Genomic DNA, 16016 nt, shown 5'->3' on the forward strand with positions numbered 1-16016 from the left:
ATTGCATTCTACGAGGGAGCTTCATGGCTATCGGATTGATCATCATTGGCGACGAAATCCTGTCGGGCAAGCGCACTGACCAGCATTTCCCGAAAGTCGTGAGCATGCTCAAGGCACGCGGCTTGCAGCTGAGCTGGGCGGAATACGTGGGCGACGAGCCGGCCCGCCTGGTCGCCTTGCTCAAGCGCAGCTTTGCCAGCGGCGACATCGTCTTCAGCTTTGGCGGCATCGGCGCTACGCCGGACGACCATACGCGCCAGGCGGCGGCCGATGCGCTGGGCTTGCCGCTGGTGCTGCATCCGCAGGGCAAGCTCAATATCCAGCAACGGATCACGGAAATGGGCGAGGAGGCGGGCGTGCCGGCCGATTTGAACTCGCCGGAAAACCTGCACCGCCTGAAAATGGCGGAATTTGTCGAAGGCGCCGAGCTGATTCCGAATCCGTACAACAAGATTGCCGGCTTTGCCGTGCGCGAACATTATTTCGTGCCCGGCTTTCCCGTCATGTCCTGGCCCATGATCGAATGGGTGCTCGACACGCATTACGCCCACCTGTTCAACCAGGTGCCGCACGCGGAACATGCCTTGCTCGTGTACGAAACGGCCGAATCGCTGCTCACGCCGCTGATGGTGCGCCTGGAAGCGGAGTTTCCGCTGATCAAGGTATTCAGCCTGCCCAGCGTGGGCGATGCGCAGACGCGCCGGCATATCGAACTGGGCGTCAAGGGCGAGCCCGCTCAGGCGGCAGCCGCCTTTGCCGAGATGTGCGCCGCCCTCGATACCTTGCAGGCGGAATACACCACCATCTGACATGCCGCCAGCCCGGCGCCGGCGGCTTTTTCGCTGGCGTCCGGCCCGCTATGCATCTATGTACGCAAGCGTACATTCCAAGACGTTGTTTTTTTGCGAAAATCTTCAATGAAGCAAGATTTTTGTGCGCGCTCGTCAGTCGTTCTCATGCCGATGTGGTGGAATGGTGAACAGGGGCCTTGCGTGTCGCACGCGGGGTCGCCTGCCTGTGCAGTAGCGTGTTTTTTTGATTCACCGGTATGGACATCATGTTAAGCAAGCTTTGTTGTGACCGGCTCTTGCCGGCCCTCGTCTTATCCTGCGCGGAGCGGCATCGCTGCCGCCTTTTCCGCGCCGTCCAAAACCAACCTTACCCCAGCATCCCATGAAAGACACAGGCGTCAATCTGGCCGCGCAAGAGCGGCCCCCTTCTGATCCAGCTTCCGAGGCGCCGCCGCCGGCGAGCCCGCCGAAGAAGCGCCGTTCGCGCATCTGGCCGATCTTTGCCATCATCGTGCTGGCGCTGATCGCCGGCGTGGCGTGGTTCGTCATGCGCGAAGTGCGCACCTCGGCCCTGCAGGCCGAGTTTTTCACGCGCCTGGACCGCCAGCTGGCGTTCAAGGTCGAGCCTGGCCCTGCACCGGCGGGCGCCATCCGCTATCCGCAGCACGGCCCGTATGACGAGCGGCTCGGCTATGCCAGCTTGCCCGACTTCATCACCAAGCTGAATGCGCGCGACTATGCCGTCACGGCGCAGGCGCGCATGTCGCCGAAAATGGTGCAACTGGTTGACCGGGGCATCTTTGCCACGTATCACGAGAAAAACCGCGCCGGGCTGACCATCCTCGATTGCCGCGCCGCACCGCTGTTTGCGGCCAGCTATCCCGAGCGCATGTTCGACGGCTTTGCCGAAGCGCCGCCCGCGCTCGTGCAAAGCCTGCTGTTCATCGAAAACCGCGAATTGCTCGACCCGGGCACGCCCAAGCGCAACCCCGCTGTGGAATGGGACCGCCTGAGCAAGGCCATCCTCGACAAGGCGCTGAACCTGTTCGGCGGCCACCGCGGTGGCGGCGGCAGCACACTGGCCACGCAGATCGAAAAATACCGGCATTCGGAAGACGGGCGCACCAGTTCCATGCAGGACAAACTGCTGCAGATGATTTCGGCCAGCCTGCGTTCTTACCAGGATGGCGAAAACACCATGGAAGCGCGGCGCAAGATCGTCGTCAATTACCTCAATACCGTGCCGCTGTCGGCAAAGAGTGGCTTTGGCGAAGTCAACGGCATCGGCGACGGCATGTGGGTCTGGTATGGCCGTCCATTTGCCGAAGTGAAAACATTGCTCAGTGGGAAAATGGATCAGCCCGGCAGCGCGCTGGCCTACAAGCAGGCGCTGAGCTTGCTGATCGCGCAGCGCCGTCCCTCGCATTACCTGGTGGCCGGCGGCGCCGACCTGGAAGTGCTGACCAACAGCCATCTGCGCTTGCTGGCACAGGCGGGCGTGATCTCGCCGCAGCTGCGCGATACGGCCATCGCCGAGAAGCTGCGTCCGTCGACGGCGTCCGGCGTGCAATCGGAAGCGTCGACCTCGTTCGTCACGCGCAAGGCCTCGAATGCCGTGCGCAACCACCTGGCCAGCATGCTCGGCGATCCGCGCTTGTACAACCTCGATCGCCTGGACCTGAAAGTAGTCAGCACGCTCGATGCGCAGGCGCAAAACGCTGTCACCAAGGTCTTGCGCGAGCTGCGCGACCCGGAAGTGGCGAAAGCGGCCGGCCTGACGGGCAAGGGCATGCTGGGCAATGGCGATCCCGCCAACGTGGTCTACAGCTTTACCTTGCTGCAAAAGGGCGACCAGGCCAACTTGCTGCGCGTGCAAACGGATAATTTCGATCAGCCGCTCGACATCAACGAAGGCGCCAAGCTGGACCTCGGTTCCACCGCCAAGTTGCGCACCCTGGTCACGTACCTGGACATCATCGACCAGCTGCACCAGCGCTACAGCGGCATGGGCGCGGCCGAACTGGGCAAGATTGCCGTCGATCCGAAGGACATGCTGTCGCAGTGGGCGATTGCCTATCTGAAACCATTGCCGCTCGGCGAGGCGCGCAACCTGCCGGCCATGCTGGCGGCCGCCATGGAACGCAAATATTCGGGCAATCCGGGCGAAGGCTTCTTCACGGGCGGGGGCTTGCACCATTTCGGCAACTTCTCCAAGCTCGACGACAGCCGCATCATGACGGTGCAGCAGGCGCTGCGCCAGTCGACCAACCTGGTGTTCGTGCGCCTGATGCGCGATGTGGCCCGCTACTACATGTTCTCGCGTCCCGATTCCTCGGCCTCGCTGCTGGCGGACGCGGACGATCCGCGCCGGGCCCAGTACCTGAGCCGGTTTGCCGACAAGGAAGGGCGCGAATTCCTGCACCGTTTCTACCAGAAGTACCGCGGCAAGAGCGTTGACGAGCAGGAAAAGATTTTGTTGGCCAGCATCCGCCCGACGCCCGTGCGCCTGGCGAATATCTTCCGCACCATCAATCCCAAGGGTACGGTGGCGGAATTCGGCGATTTCCTCAACGCCAACTTGCCGTCGCAAAACGAAGTGCCGCCCGAGCGCGTCGCCAAGATGTACGAGCAGTACGCGATGGAAAACTGGTCGCTGGCCGACCGCGGCTATCTTGCCAATGTGCATCCGCTGGAACTGTGGATGGTGGCCTACCTGCGCCAGCACGAAGGGTCCACCCTGACGCAGATGGTGGCGGCCAGCGAAAAGGAACGCCAGGAAGTCTACAAATGGCTGTTCAACACGCACCGCAAGCATGCGCAGGACCGCCGCATCGCCAATTTGCTGGAAGTGGAAGGGTTCCTGGAAATCCACCGCCAGTGGAAGAAAATGGGCTACCCGTTCGATTCGCTGGTGCCGTCCTATGCGACCACCCTGGGCGCGTCGGCTGACCGTCCCGCCGCGCTGGCCGAGTTGATGGGCATCATCATCAACGATGGCGTGCGCAAGCCGAGCGTGCGCATCGATTCCATGCATTTCGCCGCCAATACGCCGTACGACACCATGATCAAACGGGGCAGCAAGGTGGCAGCGGAACAAGTGCTGTCGCCGGACGTGGCCAAGGCCGTCGCCAAGGCCATCCGCGAAGTGGTGTCGGACGGAACGGCGAAACGGGCGAAGACGGCGTTTGTCGGCGCCGACGGCGTGCCGATCCCGATGGGCGGCAAGACGGGGACGGGCGACCAGCGTTTCGACGTGTATGGCGCCGGCGGCCGCCTGATCGAATCGCGCTATGTGAACCGTTCGGCCACGTTCGTGTTCAATATCGGCGAGCGCTTCTATGGCAGCATGACGGCGTATGTGCGGGGTCCGGAATCGAAGCACTACGATTTCACCAGCGCCTTGCCCGTGCAATTGCTCGTGTCGCTGGCGCCGAGCTTGATGCCGCTGATCGAGCCGCCCGCGCCGGCCGAGGGCGTGGCCAGGCAGTGCACGAATTAAGGTATTGTTGCAGCTGAAAGCCGGCCTTCACGGGCCGGTTTTTTTTGAGGGAGTGCAATTGGACAAGACGCAGCAGATTTTTCAGCAATATCACCGCTTTGACGATGGCGCGCTCGTGTCCATTGAACAGCGGTATCAGCCCGGGGGCGTGCAGGCCGTGCGCATCGTGTTGTACGCAAGAAATCATGCGCTCGATGGCAATGTTTGGCGCAACGTCGCCATCACGGTGGGCGAGGTACGGGAAGTGCTGCTCAGGACACCCGGCAACTTCATCAACCGCATCTGCTGTGGCGTGAAGTTGCTGCGTTTTGGCGACGTGTGGTGCGTCGATGTCGACGGCACCTACACGCACGACGATCCGGCGACCCTGGACGAGGTGCGCCGCGATGGCGATTGCTACGTCATCGGCAGCACGGTCGAGGCCATCGAACTCGATTAGCCGGCAAATGCGGCCGTTTTATCTTCCAGGCGCGCGTGATAGGCGGCGATGGCCGGATACGCTGGACGTTGCATCGGGGCCATCAGCCAGCGCTTGACGGACAGGCCCAGCACGATATCGGCCAGGGTGAACGCTTCGCCGCAGACGAAGGCGCCCGTGCGCTGCAGCTGCTGCTCCAGCACGCCCATCATCTTGTTCCACCCGGCAATACCGGCCGCCAGTTGCGCCGCATCCTGGTGCGCGGGGCTGTGGCGCACCAGCGACATGAAGGCGTAGCGCCAGCTGTTGTTCAAATCGCCCATCTGCCAATCCATCCATTTTTCCACTTCCGCGCGGGCGCGGGGCGTGCTTGGCAGCAAGTCGTCGCGGCCCGCCTGCGCGCACAGGTAGCGGCAGATCGTGTTCGATTCCCACAGCACCAGGTCGCCGTCCACCAGCACGGGCACCATGGCGTTCGGGTTCAGGGCCAGAAAGGCCGGGTCATCGGTGGCGCGAAAGCCGCTGCCCCAGTCTTCGCGTTCGTACGGCAGGTCGAGTTCCTCGCACGTCCACAGGACTTTGCGGACATTGATCGAGGCGGCTTTTCCAAGAATTTTCAGCATGCGGGGCTCCAGAGGGCAGGTGGTCGATCCATCACTGTAGCGGATTTGGCTACGCCGCGCATGTGAAAGTGCCTTGCATAGTTGAGGTTTTCTTGGCATCGTAGCCACCCATGAAACCTATGCGCCACCACATGTCCAAAATCCTCGCGTTCAGCCGCTTTTCCGTGCGCGATTTCCTCGCCACCGCCGGTCCCACCTTGCTGCTGGTCGGCGCGTTTTGCGCGCTCGCCTACTGGCTGGTCGACCCGGCCCCGCCGCGCCAGGTGAGCCTGTCGACGGGGCAGGACAATAGCGCATATGAAGAGTTCGGCAAGAAGTACGCGGCCACCCTGGCCAAGCACGGCATCAAGGTGACCTTGCAGCCATCGCTGGGTTCGCAGGAAAACCTGCAGCGCCTGAACGCGGGCAAGACCGATATCGCCTTCGTGCAAAGCGGCTCGACGGAGCACGCCGATGCCGAGCGTCATGGCCTCATATCTCTGGGCAGCCTGTTTACGGAACCCGTCTGGCTGTTCTTGCGCGAAGACAAGGCCGTGACGGAACTGACGCAATTGAAGGGCATGAAGATCAACCTGGGGCCGGAAGGCACTGGCGTGCCCAGCCTGTTCCGGCAGTTGCTGTCCGTGAATGGCGTCGAAGCGAACGAGCTGACCGTCAGCGCCTTGCAAAACACGCCCGCCACGGTGGAGCTGCTGGAAGGGCGCATTGACGGTCTCGTGTTCAGCTCGGCGCCGGAAGCGCCGCTGATCCAGATGCTGCTGCAAACGCCGGGCATCAAGCTGTTTGATTTTTCGCAGGCGGAAGCGTACACGCGGCGATTGCCTTTCCTTACGCATGTCGTCTTGCCGCGCGGCATAGTCGACCTGGGAAAAAATATCCCGGCGCAGGATTATCACCTGATCGCGCCGACCGCCACGTTGGTTGCGCGCGAAGACTTGCATCCGGCCCTCGTCGACCTGTTCGTGCAGGCGGCGGCCGGCATCCATGGCGGCACGGGCTGGTTCCAGCAGCAGGGGCAGTTCCCGTCCGCGCGCTACACGGAAATTCCTGTCGCGCCCGAAGCGCTGAAATTCTACAAGGATGGCGCGCCCGTGCTGCAGCGCTATATGAGTTTCTGGCTGGCTAATTTCTTCGACCGCATGTGGGTGCTGGTGGTGGCGCTCGGTGCCTTGATATTGCCCTTGTCGCGCGTGGTGCCGCCCCTGTACGTGTGGCGCATCCGCTCGCGCGTGTACCGCTGGTATGGCCAGCTGCGCACGGTGGAGCAGGCACTGGAAGATGTGCCGCAGGAGCAGCGCGCGCAAGTGTATGCGGAGCAATTGAAGCGGCTGGACCAGATCGAAGACATGGTCAACCAGATTTCGATTCCCCTGTCGTTCGCCGATGGCCTGTACGGCTTGCGCAGCCATATCAATTTCGTGCGCAAGCGCATATTGACCCTGATGGGCGAGCATCCCGAGGCAGGCGAGGCGGCCTGAGCGCTTAACTCGCTTAAACGAGGGTGACCGACAGCTTGCGCCCAAGCAGCGCGGCGGCCCGCTCCAGCGTGGAGAGCGTCACGTCGCTGCTGGGGTCGAGCAGGCGGTCGAGCTGCGAGCGGCTCGTCTGCAACAGGTCCGCCATGCGCGTCTTCGACAGCGATTGCTCCTGCATCGCCTGCGTCAGTTGCCAGGCGATCACTTCCTTGATGGCGCGGGTTTGCGTTTGCTCGAAGATGCCTTCTTCCTTGAGGAAATCGTCGAGACTGCTGCCGAGATGGGGCGCGGTGGCGTTCATGTCAGTTCCTTGTAGCGTTTGCGGGCCAGCGCCAGGTCGTCTTCCGGCGTCGTCCGGGTTTTCTTGATAAAGCCGTGCAGCGCCACCAGGCAATCTCCATGATGGCAGATCAGCACGCGCGCAATGCGGTTACCGGGCAAGCTGCTGCGCACTTCCGACAAGCCGTGCCCGAGATGCCGGCACAGGGGCATGCCCACGGGCCAGCGCCATTGCGCATGCATCAAGTCTTGCCCGATCACATGGCGCTCTTCAAGCGGCAAGGACTTGAGCCATTCGCGCACGGGTTCGCCGCCATTGCCGTTCGCATAGAACAGCAGGGTAATCTGCCGCAAACCGGAAGCATCCATGACGCACCTCTACGTTGTACTATATAAGGTACATTATTTCAAGGAGAATTTGCGCCGCAATGGAAGAAAACGGGCGCGCATGGATGGTTGTAGCCGATGGCGGGCCATCGGGTGGCCCGCCAGATCAAACACTGTTCAGATAATCAGGCGGCCAGCGTCAGGCGCCCAGCCACGGCAGCCCGGCCTTGCACCAGCCGCCGATCTGTTTGCGGTGGCCGTCCGCATCCTTGTCGCCTTCAAACCCTTCAAGGATGTCGAAGCAGTTGATATAGCCGTGTTCGGTCGCCAGCTTGGCGGCATGGCGCGAGCGCACGCCGGAGCGGCACAGGAACAGCAGCACCTCGTCCTTGCCAGCCTGGGCGGCCAGCTGCGCAAGAAAGTCGGGATTCGGCACGCCGCCCGGGTAGGTGGCCCACTGCACCGCACCATGCTGGGTATCGGCGATGTCGACCCGGCCTACCCAGTCGCGCTCGGCATTCGTGCGCACATCGATGAGTTTGGCGGCTGCGTCCAGCTGCAGCAGCTCGTACGCTTCCTGCGGCGTCACGGCGCCGGCATACGGCGTACCTTCGTTGGCCCGGCTGCGGGCGGTGGTCAGGATGTCGGCGGCGGTAGTCATGGCGTCCTCGATGAAAGTGGGATGGTGTGTACGATTATAGTGCGCCGTCCGCGCCCCGCAAACGGGAAAGCACGGTGCACGGCGCATGCACCACAACGAGGCATTTTTCAAGAATGCGTACAAAATGCACGATAATGGTGCGTTATTCGTTTTTTGCACTTGCATAGTGCATTCTTGATTTGACGCAAACTCAGCAGGAAAATCGTGGGCAGGAAAACTTTCACTGGGATGGCAGTCATTTTGCCGTCGGCGCCAAGGCGCTCCAGAAGCTGGCATGGAATCTGCTATGATCCTTATGAGTTTTGGTGGCACGCAATGTTTGCTTCGCTTCATCAGCCCAGACGCACTAAGGTCGGCTCACCCCACATTCATTTAGGAGATACGCATGGCAATGACAGCCGCAGAAGTCTTGAAGATGGTAGAAGAAAACGAAGTCAAATTCGTTGATTTCCGCTTTGCTGATACCCGTGGTAAAGAGCAGCACGTGACGGTTCCCGTGTCGCACTTTGACATGGATAAATTCGAGTCGGGCCACGCCTTTGACGGTTCTTCGATCGCTGGCTGGAAAGGCATTGAAGCGTCCGACATGATCTTGCTGCCGGATCCAAACACGGCCAATATCGACCCGTTCATGGAAGAAACGACCCTGTTCATGCAGTGCGACGTGATCGAACCGTCGGACGGCAAGGGCTACGACCGCGACCCGCGCTCGATCGCGAAACGCGCCGAAGCCTACCTGAAATCGTCGGGCATGGGCGATACCGCCTACTTCGGCCCTGAGCCGGAATTCTTCATCTTCGACAGCGTGCGCTGGAAGATCGACATGTCGGGCTGCTTCGTCAAGATCGGTTCGGACGAGGGTTCGTGGTCGACCGGCAAGGATATCGAAGGCGGCAACAGCGGCCATCGTCCTACCGTCAAGGGCGGCTACTTCCCCGTGCCACCAGTGGACAGCTTCCAGGACATGCGTTCGGAAATGTGCCTGATCCTGGAATCGCTGGGCATCCCGGTTGAAGTACATCATCACGAAGTGGCCGGCGCCGGCCAGAATGAAATCGGCACCAAGTTCTCGACCCTGGTCGAGCGCGCCGACTGGACGCAAAACCTGAAATACGTGGTGTGGAACGTGGCGCACAGCTATGGCAAGACCGCCACCTTCATGCCGAAACCTATCGTTGGCGACAACGGTTCGGGCATGCACGTGCATCAATCCGTATGGAAAGATGGCAAAAACCTGTTCGCTGGCGACGGCTATGCCGGCCTGTCCGATTTCGCCCTGTACTACATCGGCGGCATCATCAAGCACGCCAAGGCGCTGAACGCGATCACCAACCCGGGCACCAACTCGTACAAGCGTCTGGTACCAGGCTACGAAGCGCCAGTGAAACTGGCGTACTCGGCGAAAAACCGTTCCGCCTCGATCCGTATCCCGCACGTGGCCAATCCAAAAGGCCGCCGCGTCGAAGCGCGCTTCCCGGATCCACTGGCGAACCCGTACCTGTGCTTCGCCGCACTGCTGATGGCTGGCCTGGACGGCGTCGCCAACAAGATCCACCCGGGCGAAGCCGCCTCGAAAGACCTGTACCATCTGCCGCCGGAAGAAGACGCATTGATCCCTACCGTGTGCGCTTCGCTGGAAGAAGCACTCGACGCGCTGGACAAGGACCGCGAGTTCCTGACCCGCGGCGGCGTGTTCAGCGATTCCATGATCGATGCTTACTTGGAACTGAAAATGCAGGACGTGCAGCGCATGCGCATGACCACGCATCCTGCCGAGTTCGACATGTACTACTCGCTGTAATGGCGCCATGCCGGCAACTTGCCGGTAGTGAATAAAAAACGCGGGTGAGGCGATGGTCTTGCCCGCGTTTTTTTATGCTTTGCGCCAATGCGGCGCCGGTGCGGTGTTGTATAGTCGGCCCAGGAACGATGCGGCACGAGCCGACAGGAGTGAAGATTGACCAAGCATTACAGAATGGCGCTGATGGCAGGATTGCTGGGCGCGGCGGCACAGGCGCACGGACAGCTGTATGTGTGCGCCGATGCGCAAGGACACAAGACGTACACGGACAAGCGGGCTGGCGCGCATTGCCAGCTGCTCGATTTGCCGGGCGCCCTGACGGAGCCGCCACGCAAGACGGGGCCGCTGGCCGGCGCGCCGGCCCGGCCCGCCATGCAGGCGGCCGGGACACCGGCGCCTGCCGCCGGGGCATTTCCCAAGGTCGATGGCGCCGAACAGCGCGCGCGCGACCTGGACCGGCGCCAGATCCTGCAGGACGAATTGCGCAGCGAAGAGCAGAAATTGGCGGCGCAGCGCCTGGAATTCAACGCGGGCCAGCCCGAGCGCCAGGGCAATGAGCGCAACTATGCGAAATACCAGGAACGGGTGGCGCAGTTGAAGGACAACATCAGCCGTACGCAGCAAAATATAGACGCCCTGAAACGCGAGATCGCGAATATTCGGTAAAGCACATGACACTAGACAACCATTCCAGCCGTCCGGCCCATCTGGCCGGCCTTGATTTGCTCGCTTCAGCCGTGATCCTGCTCGACGGTGACGGTCGCATCAGCTATGCCAACGCGGCGGCGGAAAACCTGCTGGAAAGTTCGCTGAAAGCCCTGTCGCGGCAAAAGCTGACGGCGCTGTTCCTCAACCCCGAGGAACTGGCCGGCATCTGCGCGCAGGCGCTCGAACACAAGTTTTCCGATTTGCGCCAGGACCTGAGCCTGGAACGCCTGGGGCGCGAGCCGCTGCGCGTGCACAGCATCGTCAGCGCGCTCGATGCGCCAAGCGACGGCGTGCTGATCGAACTGCGCGAGAACGTGCAGCAATTAAAACTCGACCGCGAGGAGCGCATCCTCGACCAGAGCCAGGTCAACAAGGAGTTGATCCGCAACCTGGCGCATGAAATCAAGAACCCGCTGGGCGGCATCCGTGGCGCGGCCCAGCTGCTGGAGCTGGAATTGCCGGCCTTGCACCTGAGCGAGCTGCGCGAATACACGCAAGTCATCATCAAGGAAGCGGACCGCCTGCAAACGCTGGTCGACCGCCTGCTGGCGCCGCACCGCCGCCCGCATATCGTGGGCGACGTGAATATCCATGAAGTGTGCGAACGGGTCCGCAGCCTGATCCTGGCCGAGTTCCCCAGCGGACTGACCATTTCGCGCGACTACGACGCCTCGATCCCCGAGTTTCGCGGCGACAAGGAACAATTGATACAGACCGTACTCAACATTGCGCATAACGCGGCGCAAGCGCTGGCCGAGCGCATCGAAGCGGGCGACGCGGAGCTGATTTTCAAGACGCGCGTGGCGCGCCAGGTGACCCTGGCCAAGGTCCGCTACAACCTGGCATTAGACTTGCATATCATTGACAATGGACCGGGCATCGCACCCCAGATCCGCGACCGGATTTTCTACCCGCTGGTGTCGGGCAGGGAAGGCGGCAGCGGGCTGGGACTGACCTTGGCGCAAACCTTCGTGCAACAGCACCTGGGCGTGATCGAGTGCGAAAGCCGGCCTGGATACACCGATTTCAGGATCGTTCTCCCCTTGCCATAAGCGAGGAAGTATCCCACCCATGAAATCCATTGCGGGACGCACACACTAATGAAGCCAATCTGGATAGTTGACGACGACGAATCAATCCGCTGGGTGCTGGAAAAAGCCCTGGCGCGGGAAAATCTCGCCACCAAGAGTTTTGCCAATGCGCGCGACGCCATCGCCGCACTGGAATTTGACACGCCGCAAGTGCTCGTGTCCGATATCCGCATGCCGGGCGCGTCCGGCCTGGAATTGCTGCAGACGGTCAAGTCGCGCTTTCCCGGCTTGCCGGTCATTATTATTACCGCCTTTTCCGACCTCGATTCGGCCGTCGCGGCCTTCCAGGGCGGCGCCTTCGAATACCTGGCCAAGCCGTTTGACATCGACAAGGCCGTCGAGCTGATCCGCCGCGCGCTGGAAGAAAGCCTGCGCGAGACCAGCGTCGAGTCGGGCCCGTCGGAAACGCCGGAAATCCTCGGCCAGGCGCCGGCCATGCAGGAAGTCTTCCGTGCCATCGGCCGCCTGTCGCAGTCGAACGTGACGGTGCTGATCACGGGCGAATCCGGTTCCGGCAAGGAACTCGTGGCGCGCGCGCTGCACAAGCACAGTCCGCGCGCGGCGCAGCCGTTCATCGCCCTGAACACGGCGGCGATCCCCAAGGATTTGCTGGAGTCCGAATTGTTCGGCCATGAACGCGGGGCGTTTACGGGCGCGCAAACGACGCGCCGGGGCCGCTTCGAGCAGGCCGAGAACGGCACCCTGTTCCTCGATGAAATCGGCGACATGCCGTTCGATCTGCAGACGCGGCTGTTGCGCGTGCTGTCCGACGGGCATTTCTACCGCGTCGGCGGCCACCAGCCGATGAAGGCGAACGTGCGCGTCATTACGGCCACGCACCAGAACCTCGAGCAGCGCGTGCGCGACGGCCTGTTCCGCGAAGACTTGTATCACCGCCTGAACGTGATCCGCCTGCGCCTGCCCAGTTTGCGGGAGCGGCGCGAGGATATCCCCATTCTGGTGCGCCATTTCCTGGTGCAAAGTGCGCGCCAGCTGGGCGTGGAAGCCAAGCGCATGAGCGAACCGACGATGCAATTCCTGAGCGGCCTCGATTTGCCCGGCAATGTGCGCCAGCTGGAAAACCTGTGCAACTGGATCACCGTCATGGCGCCGGGCCAGACGGTGGAAATCAAGGACTTGCCGCTGGAATTGACGCAGGGGCAGGGCGATGGCGCGGCCAGCGCGGCGGCGGGCGAGGCGGCGCCGGCGGCCGTTGCCCATCCGCACGGCGGCCAGGTCTTCGAGGCGGCAGCGCCCGCCAATGGCGCGCCGCCGGGCTGGATTGGTTTACTGGAATTGCAGGCGGCCGGCATGCTGGGCGCGGGGCAGCAGGAAGTCATGGCCGTGCTGGGGCGGCAATTCGAGTCGGCCCTGATCAAGACGGCGCTCAAGCATACGCACGGGCGCAAGAACGATGCCGCCGTGCGCCTGGGCATCGGCCGCAACACCATCACCCGCAAGATATCGGAACTGGGCATCGACGGCGCCAAGGACGATTGATCGATCTTCCGGACGGGGCTCCCCCGTCCGCTTTTTCTTGCGGTGTTCCTTGCACGCCACAACACCCACAGCAGGCGATAAGGTAAGCTGACGCCTGCCGGACTGTTTCGTCCGGTCTTCATTTGATTGTGGAACTGTATGCTCATAAACTGCGTGGCCTACCAGGATGGCAAAAAACTGGCCGACTTGCCGATCGACGATATCAGCGATTACGTCGAGCGCCCCGATTGCTTCGTCTGGGTGGCCCTGCGCGACGCCACGCCGGACGAGCTGAAACAGATGCAGCACGAGTTTTGCCTGCACGAACTGGCCGTCGAGGATGCGCAGCGGGGCCACCAGCGTCCGAAGATCGAGGAATATGGCGATTCCCTCTTTGCCGTGGTGAAAACCGTGGAAATGGTCGAGAACGAACTGGTATTGGGCGAAGTCGACATCTTTGTCGGCGCCAATTACGTGCTGTCGTCGCGCAGCAACAGCTCGCAAGGTTTCCTGGGCGTGCGTGCGCGCGCCGAGCGCGAACCGCATCTGCTGCGCCAGGGCTCCGCCTTTGTCCTGTACGCGCTGATGGACGCCGTCGTCGACCGTTACTTTCCCGTGCTCGACGCGCTGGAATCGGAGCTGGAACTGATCGAGGACCGCATCTTCGACCGTGGCACCGAGCGCGACAATATCGAACGGCTGTATCAATTGAAACGCAAGGTCATGGTCTTGCGCCACGTGGTGGCGCCCCTGATGGAAGCGGTGGGCAAGCTGCACGGCGGGCGGGTGCCGCCGCTGTGCCACGATACCCAGGAGTATTTCCGCGACGTGCACGACCACCTGGCGCGCATCAACGGCACGCTCGATACCATCCGCGATACGATCAGCACGGCCATCCAGGTGAATCTGTCGATGGTGGCCATCGACGAGAGCGAAGTGAACAAGCAGTTGGCGGCCTGGGCCGCCATTTTCGCCGTGTTTACCGCGTTTGCCGGCATCTGGGGCATGAACTTCAAGTTCATGCCGGAACTGGACTGGCATTATGGCTATCCGGCCGCCGTGGCAGTGATGAGCTGTGTCTGCGGTTATATGTATTACTTGTTCAAGCGTTCCGGCTGGCTATAAAAATTTCCTGTGTATCTGTATTATTAAACAATAGCCAGGGGTACAATCGCGGCAAGTCCGTTGACTCGGGCCTTTGCTGAGGATCGCCGCGCCGGCAGCTTTGCCTGCGCTTTCCGTGCCGCGCAGGAGCATTCATGAGTATTCCGTTGTTCGATGTGAATTCGCAAGAACCCCTGTTCGATCCCGAGCAGCGGCGCACCCTGGCGGAGGCGGCCCTGCGCTCGATCACCGCCTCGACGGCGCACGCCCGTGGCGACGACTTCCTGCGCATCCTCGTCAAGGACCTGGCCGAAGCGCTCGATGTGCACTATGTGATCGCCGGGCGCCTGATCCGCATGGACGATGGCAGCGAAGGCATCCGCACCCTGGCCCTGTGGGGCGGCGACGGCTACCAGCCGAACATCGAATACAGCCTGCAGCACACGCCTTGCCAGGACGTGACCTGCCAGAGCATGTGTTTTCACGGCAGCGATATCCAGCGTCGCTTTCCACTCGATACCCTCCTGGTCGACATGCATGCGGAAAGCTATGTCGGCATGCCGCTGATCGATACCGATGGCAAGACCCTGGGCATCCTGTCGGCCATCGACACGCGTCCCATCGATGAAAACAAGCGCTTGCTGGCCTTGCTGCTGCTGTCGATCTTCTCGGCGCGCGGCGCAGCCGAGCTGCAGCACCAGGAGCGCACCCAGCAGCTGGAAGAAATCGTGCGCGTGCGTACCGAGTCGCTGCTGGCGGCGCAGGCCAACCTGATCGAGCAGGAACAGATGGCGGCCCTCGGTTCGCTGGTGGCGGGCGTGTCGCACGAGGTCAACACGCCCATCGGCGTGGCGCTGACGGCCGCGTCGAGCATGGGCAGCTATGCCGACCAGCTGGTGCAGCTGCTGGGCGGCGCCAAGGTCAGCCGCGCCGAACTGATCGACATTGCCGAATCCCTCAAAGGCGCGGCGGCCTTGATCGAACGCAACCTCGCGCGCGCCGCCGACCTGATCGGCAATTTCAAGCAGCTGGCCGTGGACCAGGTCAGCGAATACGTGGCCGACCTGGCGCTGCACGACTACGTGCACGGCCTGGTATCGGCGCACAGCCCGGAACTGCGCAAGGCGGCGCTGGGCGTGGAACTCGATATCGCGCCCGATTGCCAGGTGCGTCTGGCGGCCGGCAAGCTGTCGCAAATCCTCTCGAACCTGCTGATGAACAGCGCCCGCCATGGCTATCCGCAGGGTGGTCCGGGACGCATCACGATACGCGCGCGCATCGAGGCGGACGAGGATGACGCGGCCTTGCGCTGGCTGCTGCTGGAATTTTCCGACGACGGCATCGGCCTGGCGCCGGCCGTGCGCGAACACATGTTTGAACCGTTCTTCACCACCAAGCGGGGCCAGGGCGGCTCCGGCCTGGGCATGCACATCGTCTACACCATCGTGCAGCAACTGGGTGGCCAGGTGTGCGCCATCGACTGCACTCCGGGCTGTCATATACAAATCAGGCTGCCGCTGGCCTCCCAGCAGGCGTGAAAAAACCTCACTGATATAGTGCAGCGGCGGGGTTTTCTGGTGCATACCGTACACCATCATTGTGCAAAACAGTATTACTGTTTTATAAAATGTTGTTTTTTATACCTACGTCCAGTGCATCGTTGACACCTCCCAATTCCCCGTGTTTTGATGGCTTATTAAGGTTCAGCTTGCCAACGGCAACTGTGTCTTTGACCGGTAGTGGCATGGCGCTTATGCATC

At 62.0% G+C, this 16016-nt stretch carries 14 protein-coding genes; 10 read left to right on the forward strand and 4 right to left on the reverse strand.

The window, feature by feature from the left end; translation table 11 throughout:
• The first annotated feature begins 23 nt into the window (after window positions 1-23).
• The 3 genes from ACQ4WQ_RS16550 (at window position 24) to ACQ4WQ_RS16560 (ending at window position 4729) form a co-directional block, all read left to right on the forward strand.
• Window positions 24-809, forward strand: coding sequence for a competence/damage-inducible protein A (locus ACQ4WQ_RS16550; protein ID WP_436498486.1), 786 nt, complete (start codon window positions 24-26; stop codon window positions 807-809).
• A 364-nt stretch (window positions 810-1173) separates the two neighbouring features.
• Window positions 1174-4290: a transglycosylase domain-containing protein gene (locus tag ACQ4WQ_RS16555; RefSeq protein WP_436498488.1), complete on the forward strand. Its 3117-nt coding sequence runs from the start codon at window positions 1174-1176 to the stop codon at window positions 4288-4290.
• A 58-nt stretch (window positions 4291-4348) separates the two neighbouring features.
• Complete coding sequence (locus ACQ4WQ_RS16560) at window positions 4349-4729, forward strand: hypothetical protein (protein ID WP_436498490.1); 381 nt, start codon at window positions 4349-4351, stop codon at window positions 4727-4729.
• Here the strand turns inward: ACQ4WQ_RS16560 and ACQ4WQ_RS16565 are convergent.
• A complete protein-coding gene (locus tag ACQ4WQ_RS16565; protein ID WP_436498492.1) occupies window positions 4726-5331 on the reverse strand; it encodes a glutathione S-transferase family protein in 606 nt (201 codons plus the stop codon). The genes ACQ4WQ_RS16560 and ACQ4WQ_RS16565 overlap by 4 nt on opposite strands.
• Before the next feature lie 131 nt (window positions 5332-5462).
• Between ACQ4WQ_RS16565 and ACQ4WQ_RS16570 the strand changes: the two genes are divergently transcribed.
• Window positions 5463-6809 (forward strand): TAXI family TRAP transporter solute-binding subunit, encoded by a 1347-nt coding sequence (locus ACQ4WQ_RS16570; protein WP_436498494.1) that lies wholly within the window; start codon window positions 5463-5465, stop codon window positions 6807-6809.
• 13 nt (window positions 6810-6822) lie between these two features.
• Here ACQ4WQ_RS16570 and ACQ4WQ_RS16575 read toward each other — a convergent pair whose 3' ends face one another.
• From ACQ4WQ_RS16575 to ACQ4WQ_RS16585, 3 genes are all read right to left on the reverse strand, one after another.
• Window positions 6823-7107: a helix-turn-helix domain-containing protein gene (locus ACQ4WQ_RS16575; RefSeq protein ID WP_070219260.1), complete on the reverse strand. Its 285-nt coding sequence runs from the start codon at window positions 7105-7107 to the stop codon at window positions 6823-6825.
• Window positions 7104-7454: a type II toxin-antitoxin system RelE/ParE family toxin gene (locus tag ACQ4WQ_RS16580; protein ID WP_436498497.1), complete on the reverse strand. Its 351-nt coding sequence runs from the start codon at window positions 7452-7454 to the stop codon at window positions 7104-7106. The genes ACQ4WQ_RS16575 and ACQ4WQ_RS16580 overlap by 4 nt, the downstream gene beginning before the upstream one ends.
• A gap of 157 nt (window positions 7455-7611) precedes the next feature.
• Complete coding sequence (locus tag ACQ4WQ_RS16585) at window positions 7612-8073, reverse strand: rhodanese-like domain-containing protein (protein WP_099410353.1); 462 nt, start codon at window positions 8071-8073, stop codon at window positions 7612-7614.
• 385 nt (window positions 8074-8458) lie between these two features.
• On the opposite strand from ACQ4WQ_RS16585, the gene glnA reads away from it, so the two are divergent.
• The 6 genes from glnA to ACQ4WQ_RS16615 all read left to right on the forward strand — a co-directional run bounded on the left by glnA (window position 8459) and on the right by ACQ4WQ_RS16615 (window position 15794).
• Window positions 8459-9874 carry a type I glutamate--ammonia ligase gene (gene glnA / locus ACQ4WQ_RS16590; RefSeq protein WP_029496182.1) on the forward strand — a complete coding sequence of 472 codons (1416 nt, stop codon included), beginning with the start codon at window positions 8459-8461 and terminating at the stop codon, window positions 9872-9874.
• Between the two features lie 156 nt (window positions 9875-10030).
• The gene (locus tag ACQ4WQ_RS16595) at window positions 10031-10540 is read left to right on the forward strand and encodes a DUF4124 domain-containing protein (RefSeq protein ID WP_436498499.1); all 510 of its coding nucleotides are present in this window, start codon (window positions 10031-10033) and stop codon (window positions 10538-10540) included.
• 5 nt (window positions 10541-10545) lie between these two features.
• Window positions 10546-11634, forward strand: coding sequence for a nitrogen regulation protein NR(II) (gene glnL / locus ACQ4WQ_RS16600; RefSeq protein WP_099410287.1), 1089 nt, complete (start codon window positions 10546-10548; stop codon window positions 11632-11634).
• 48 nt (window positions 11635-11682) lie between these two features.
• The gene (ntrC, locus tag ACQ4WQ_RS16605) at window positions 11683-13173 is read left to right on the forward strand and encodes a nitrogen regulation protein NR(I) (RefSeq protein ID WP_436498501.1); all 1491 of its coding nucleotides are present in this window, start codon (window positions 11683-11685) and stop codon (window positions 13171-13173) included.
• 138 nt (window positions 13174-13311) lie between these two features.
• Entirely contained in the window at window positions 13312-14277 is a 966-nt protein-coding gene (gene corA / locus ACQ4WQ_RS16610; RefSeq protein ID WP_436498503.1) for a magnesium/cobalt transporter CorA, read from the forward strand.
• A gap of 134 nt (window positions 14278-14411) precedes the next feature.
• Complete coding sequence (locus ACQ4WQ_RS16615; RefSeq protein ID WP_436498505.1) at window positions 14412-15794, forward strand: ATP-binding protein; 1383 nt, start codon at window positions 14412-14414, stop codon at window positions 15792-15794.
• The last annotated feature ends 222 nt before the right edge of the window (window positions 15795-16016 follow it).

Source organism: Janthinobacterium goodfellowi, assembly GCF_051380695.1.
In the GTDB taxonomy this organism is placed as follows: Bacteria; Pseudomonadota; Gammaproteobacteria; order Burkholderiales; family Burkholderiaceae_D; genus Janthinobacterium.

Coding starts and splice junctions, on each gene's coding strand:
- ACQ4WQ_RS16550 (WP_436498486.1), top strand. CDS start 24: ATGGCTATCGGATTGATCATCATTGGCGACGAAATCCTGTCGGGCAAG.
- ACQ4WQ_RS16555 (WP_436498488.1), top strand. CDS start 1,174: ATGAAAGACACAGGCGTCAATCTGGCCGCGCAAGAGCGGCCCCCTTCT.
- ACQ4WQ_RS16565 (WP_436498492.1), bottom strand. CDS start 5,331: ATGCTGAAAATTCTTGGAAAAGCCGCCTCGATCAATGTCCGCAAAGTC.
- ACQ4WQ_RS16570 (WP_436498494.1), top strand. CDS start 5,463: ATGTCCAAAATCCTCGCGTTCAGCCGCTTTTCCGTGCGCGATTTCCTC.
- ACQ4WQ_RS16575 (WP_070219260.1), bottom strand. CDS start 7,107: ATGAACGCCACCGCGCCCCATCTCGGCAGCAGTCTCGACGATTTCCTC.
- ACQ4WQ_RS16580 (WP_436498497.1), bottom strand. CDS start 7,454: ATGGATGCTTCCGGTTTGCGGCAGATTACCCTGCTGTTCTATGCGAAC.
- ACQ4WQ_RS16585 (WP_099410353.1), bottom strand. CDS start 8,073: ATGACTACCGCCGCCGACATCCTGACCACCGCCCGCAGCCGGGCCAAC.
- glnA (WP_029496182.1), top strand. CDS start 8,459: ATGGCAATGACAGCCGCAGAAGTCTTGAAGATGGTAGAAGAAAACGAA.
- glnL (WP_099410287.1), top strand. CDS start 10,546: ATGACACTAGACAACCATTCCAGCCGTCCGGCCCATCTGGCCGGCCTT.
- ntrC (WP_436498501.1), top strand. CDS start 11,683: ATGAAGCCAATCTGGATAGTTGACGACGACGAATCAATCCGCTGGGTG.
- corA (WP_436498503.1), top strand. CDS start 13,312: ATGCTCATAAACTGCGTGGCCTACCAGGATGGCAAAAAACTGGCCGAC.
- ACQ4WQ_RS16615 (WP_436498505.1), top strand. CDS start 14,412: ATGAGTATTCCGTTGTTCGATGTGAATTCGCAAGAACCCCTGTTCGAT.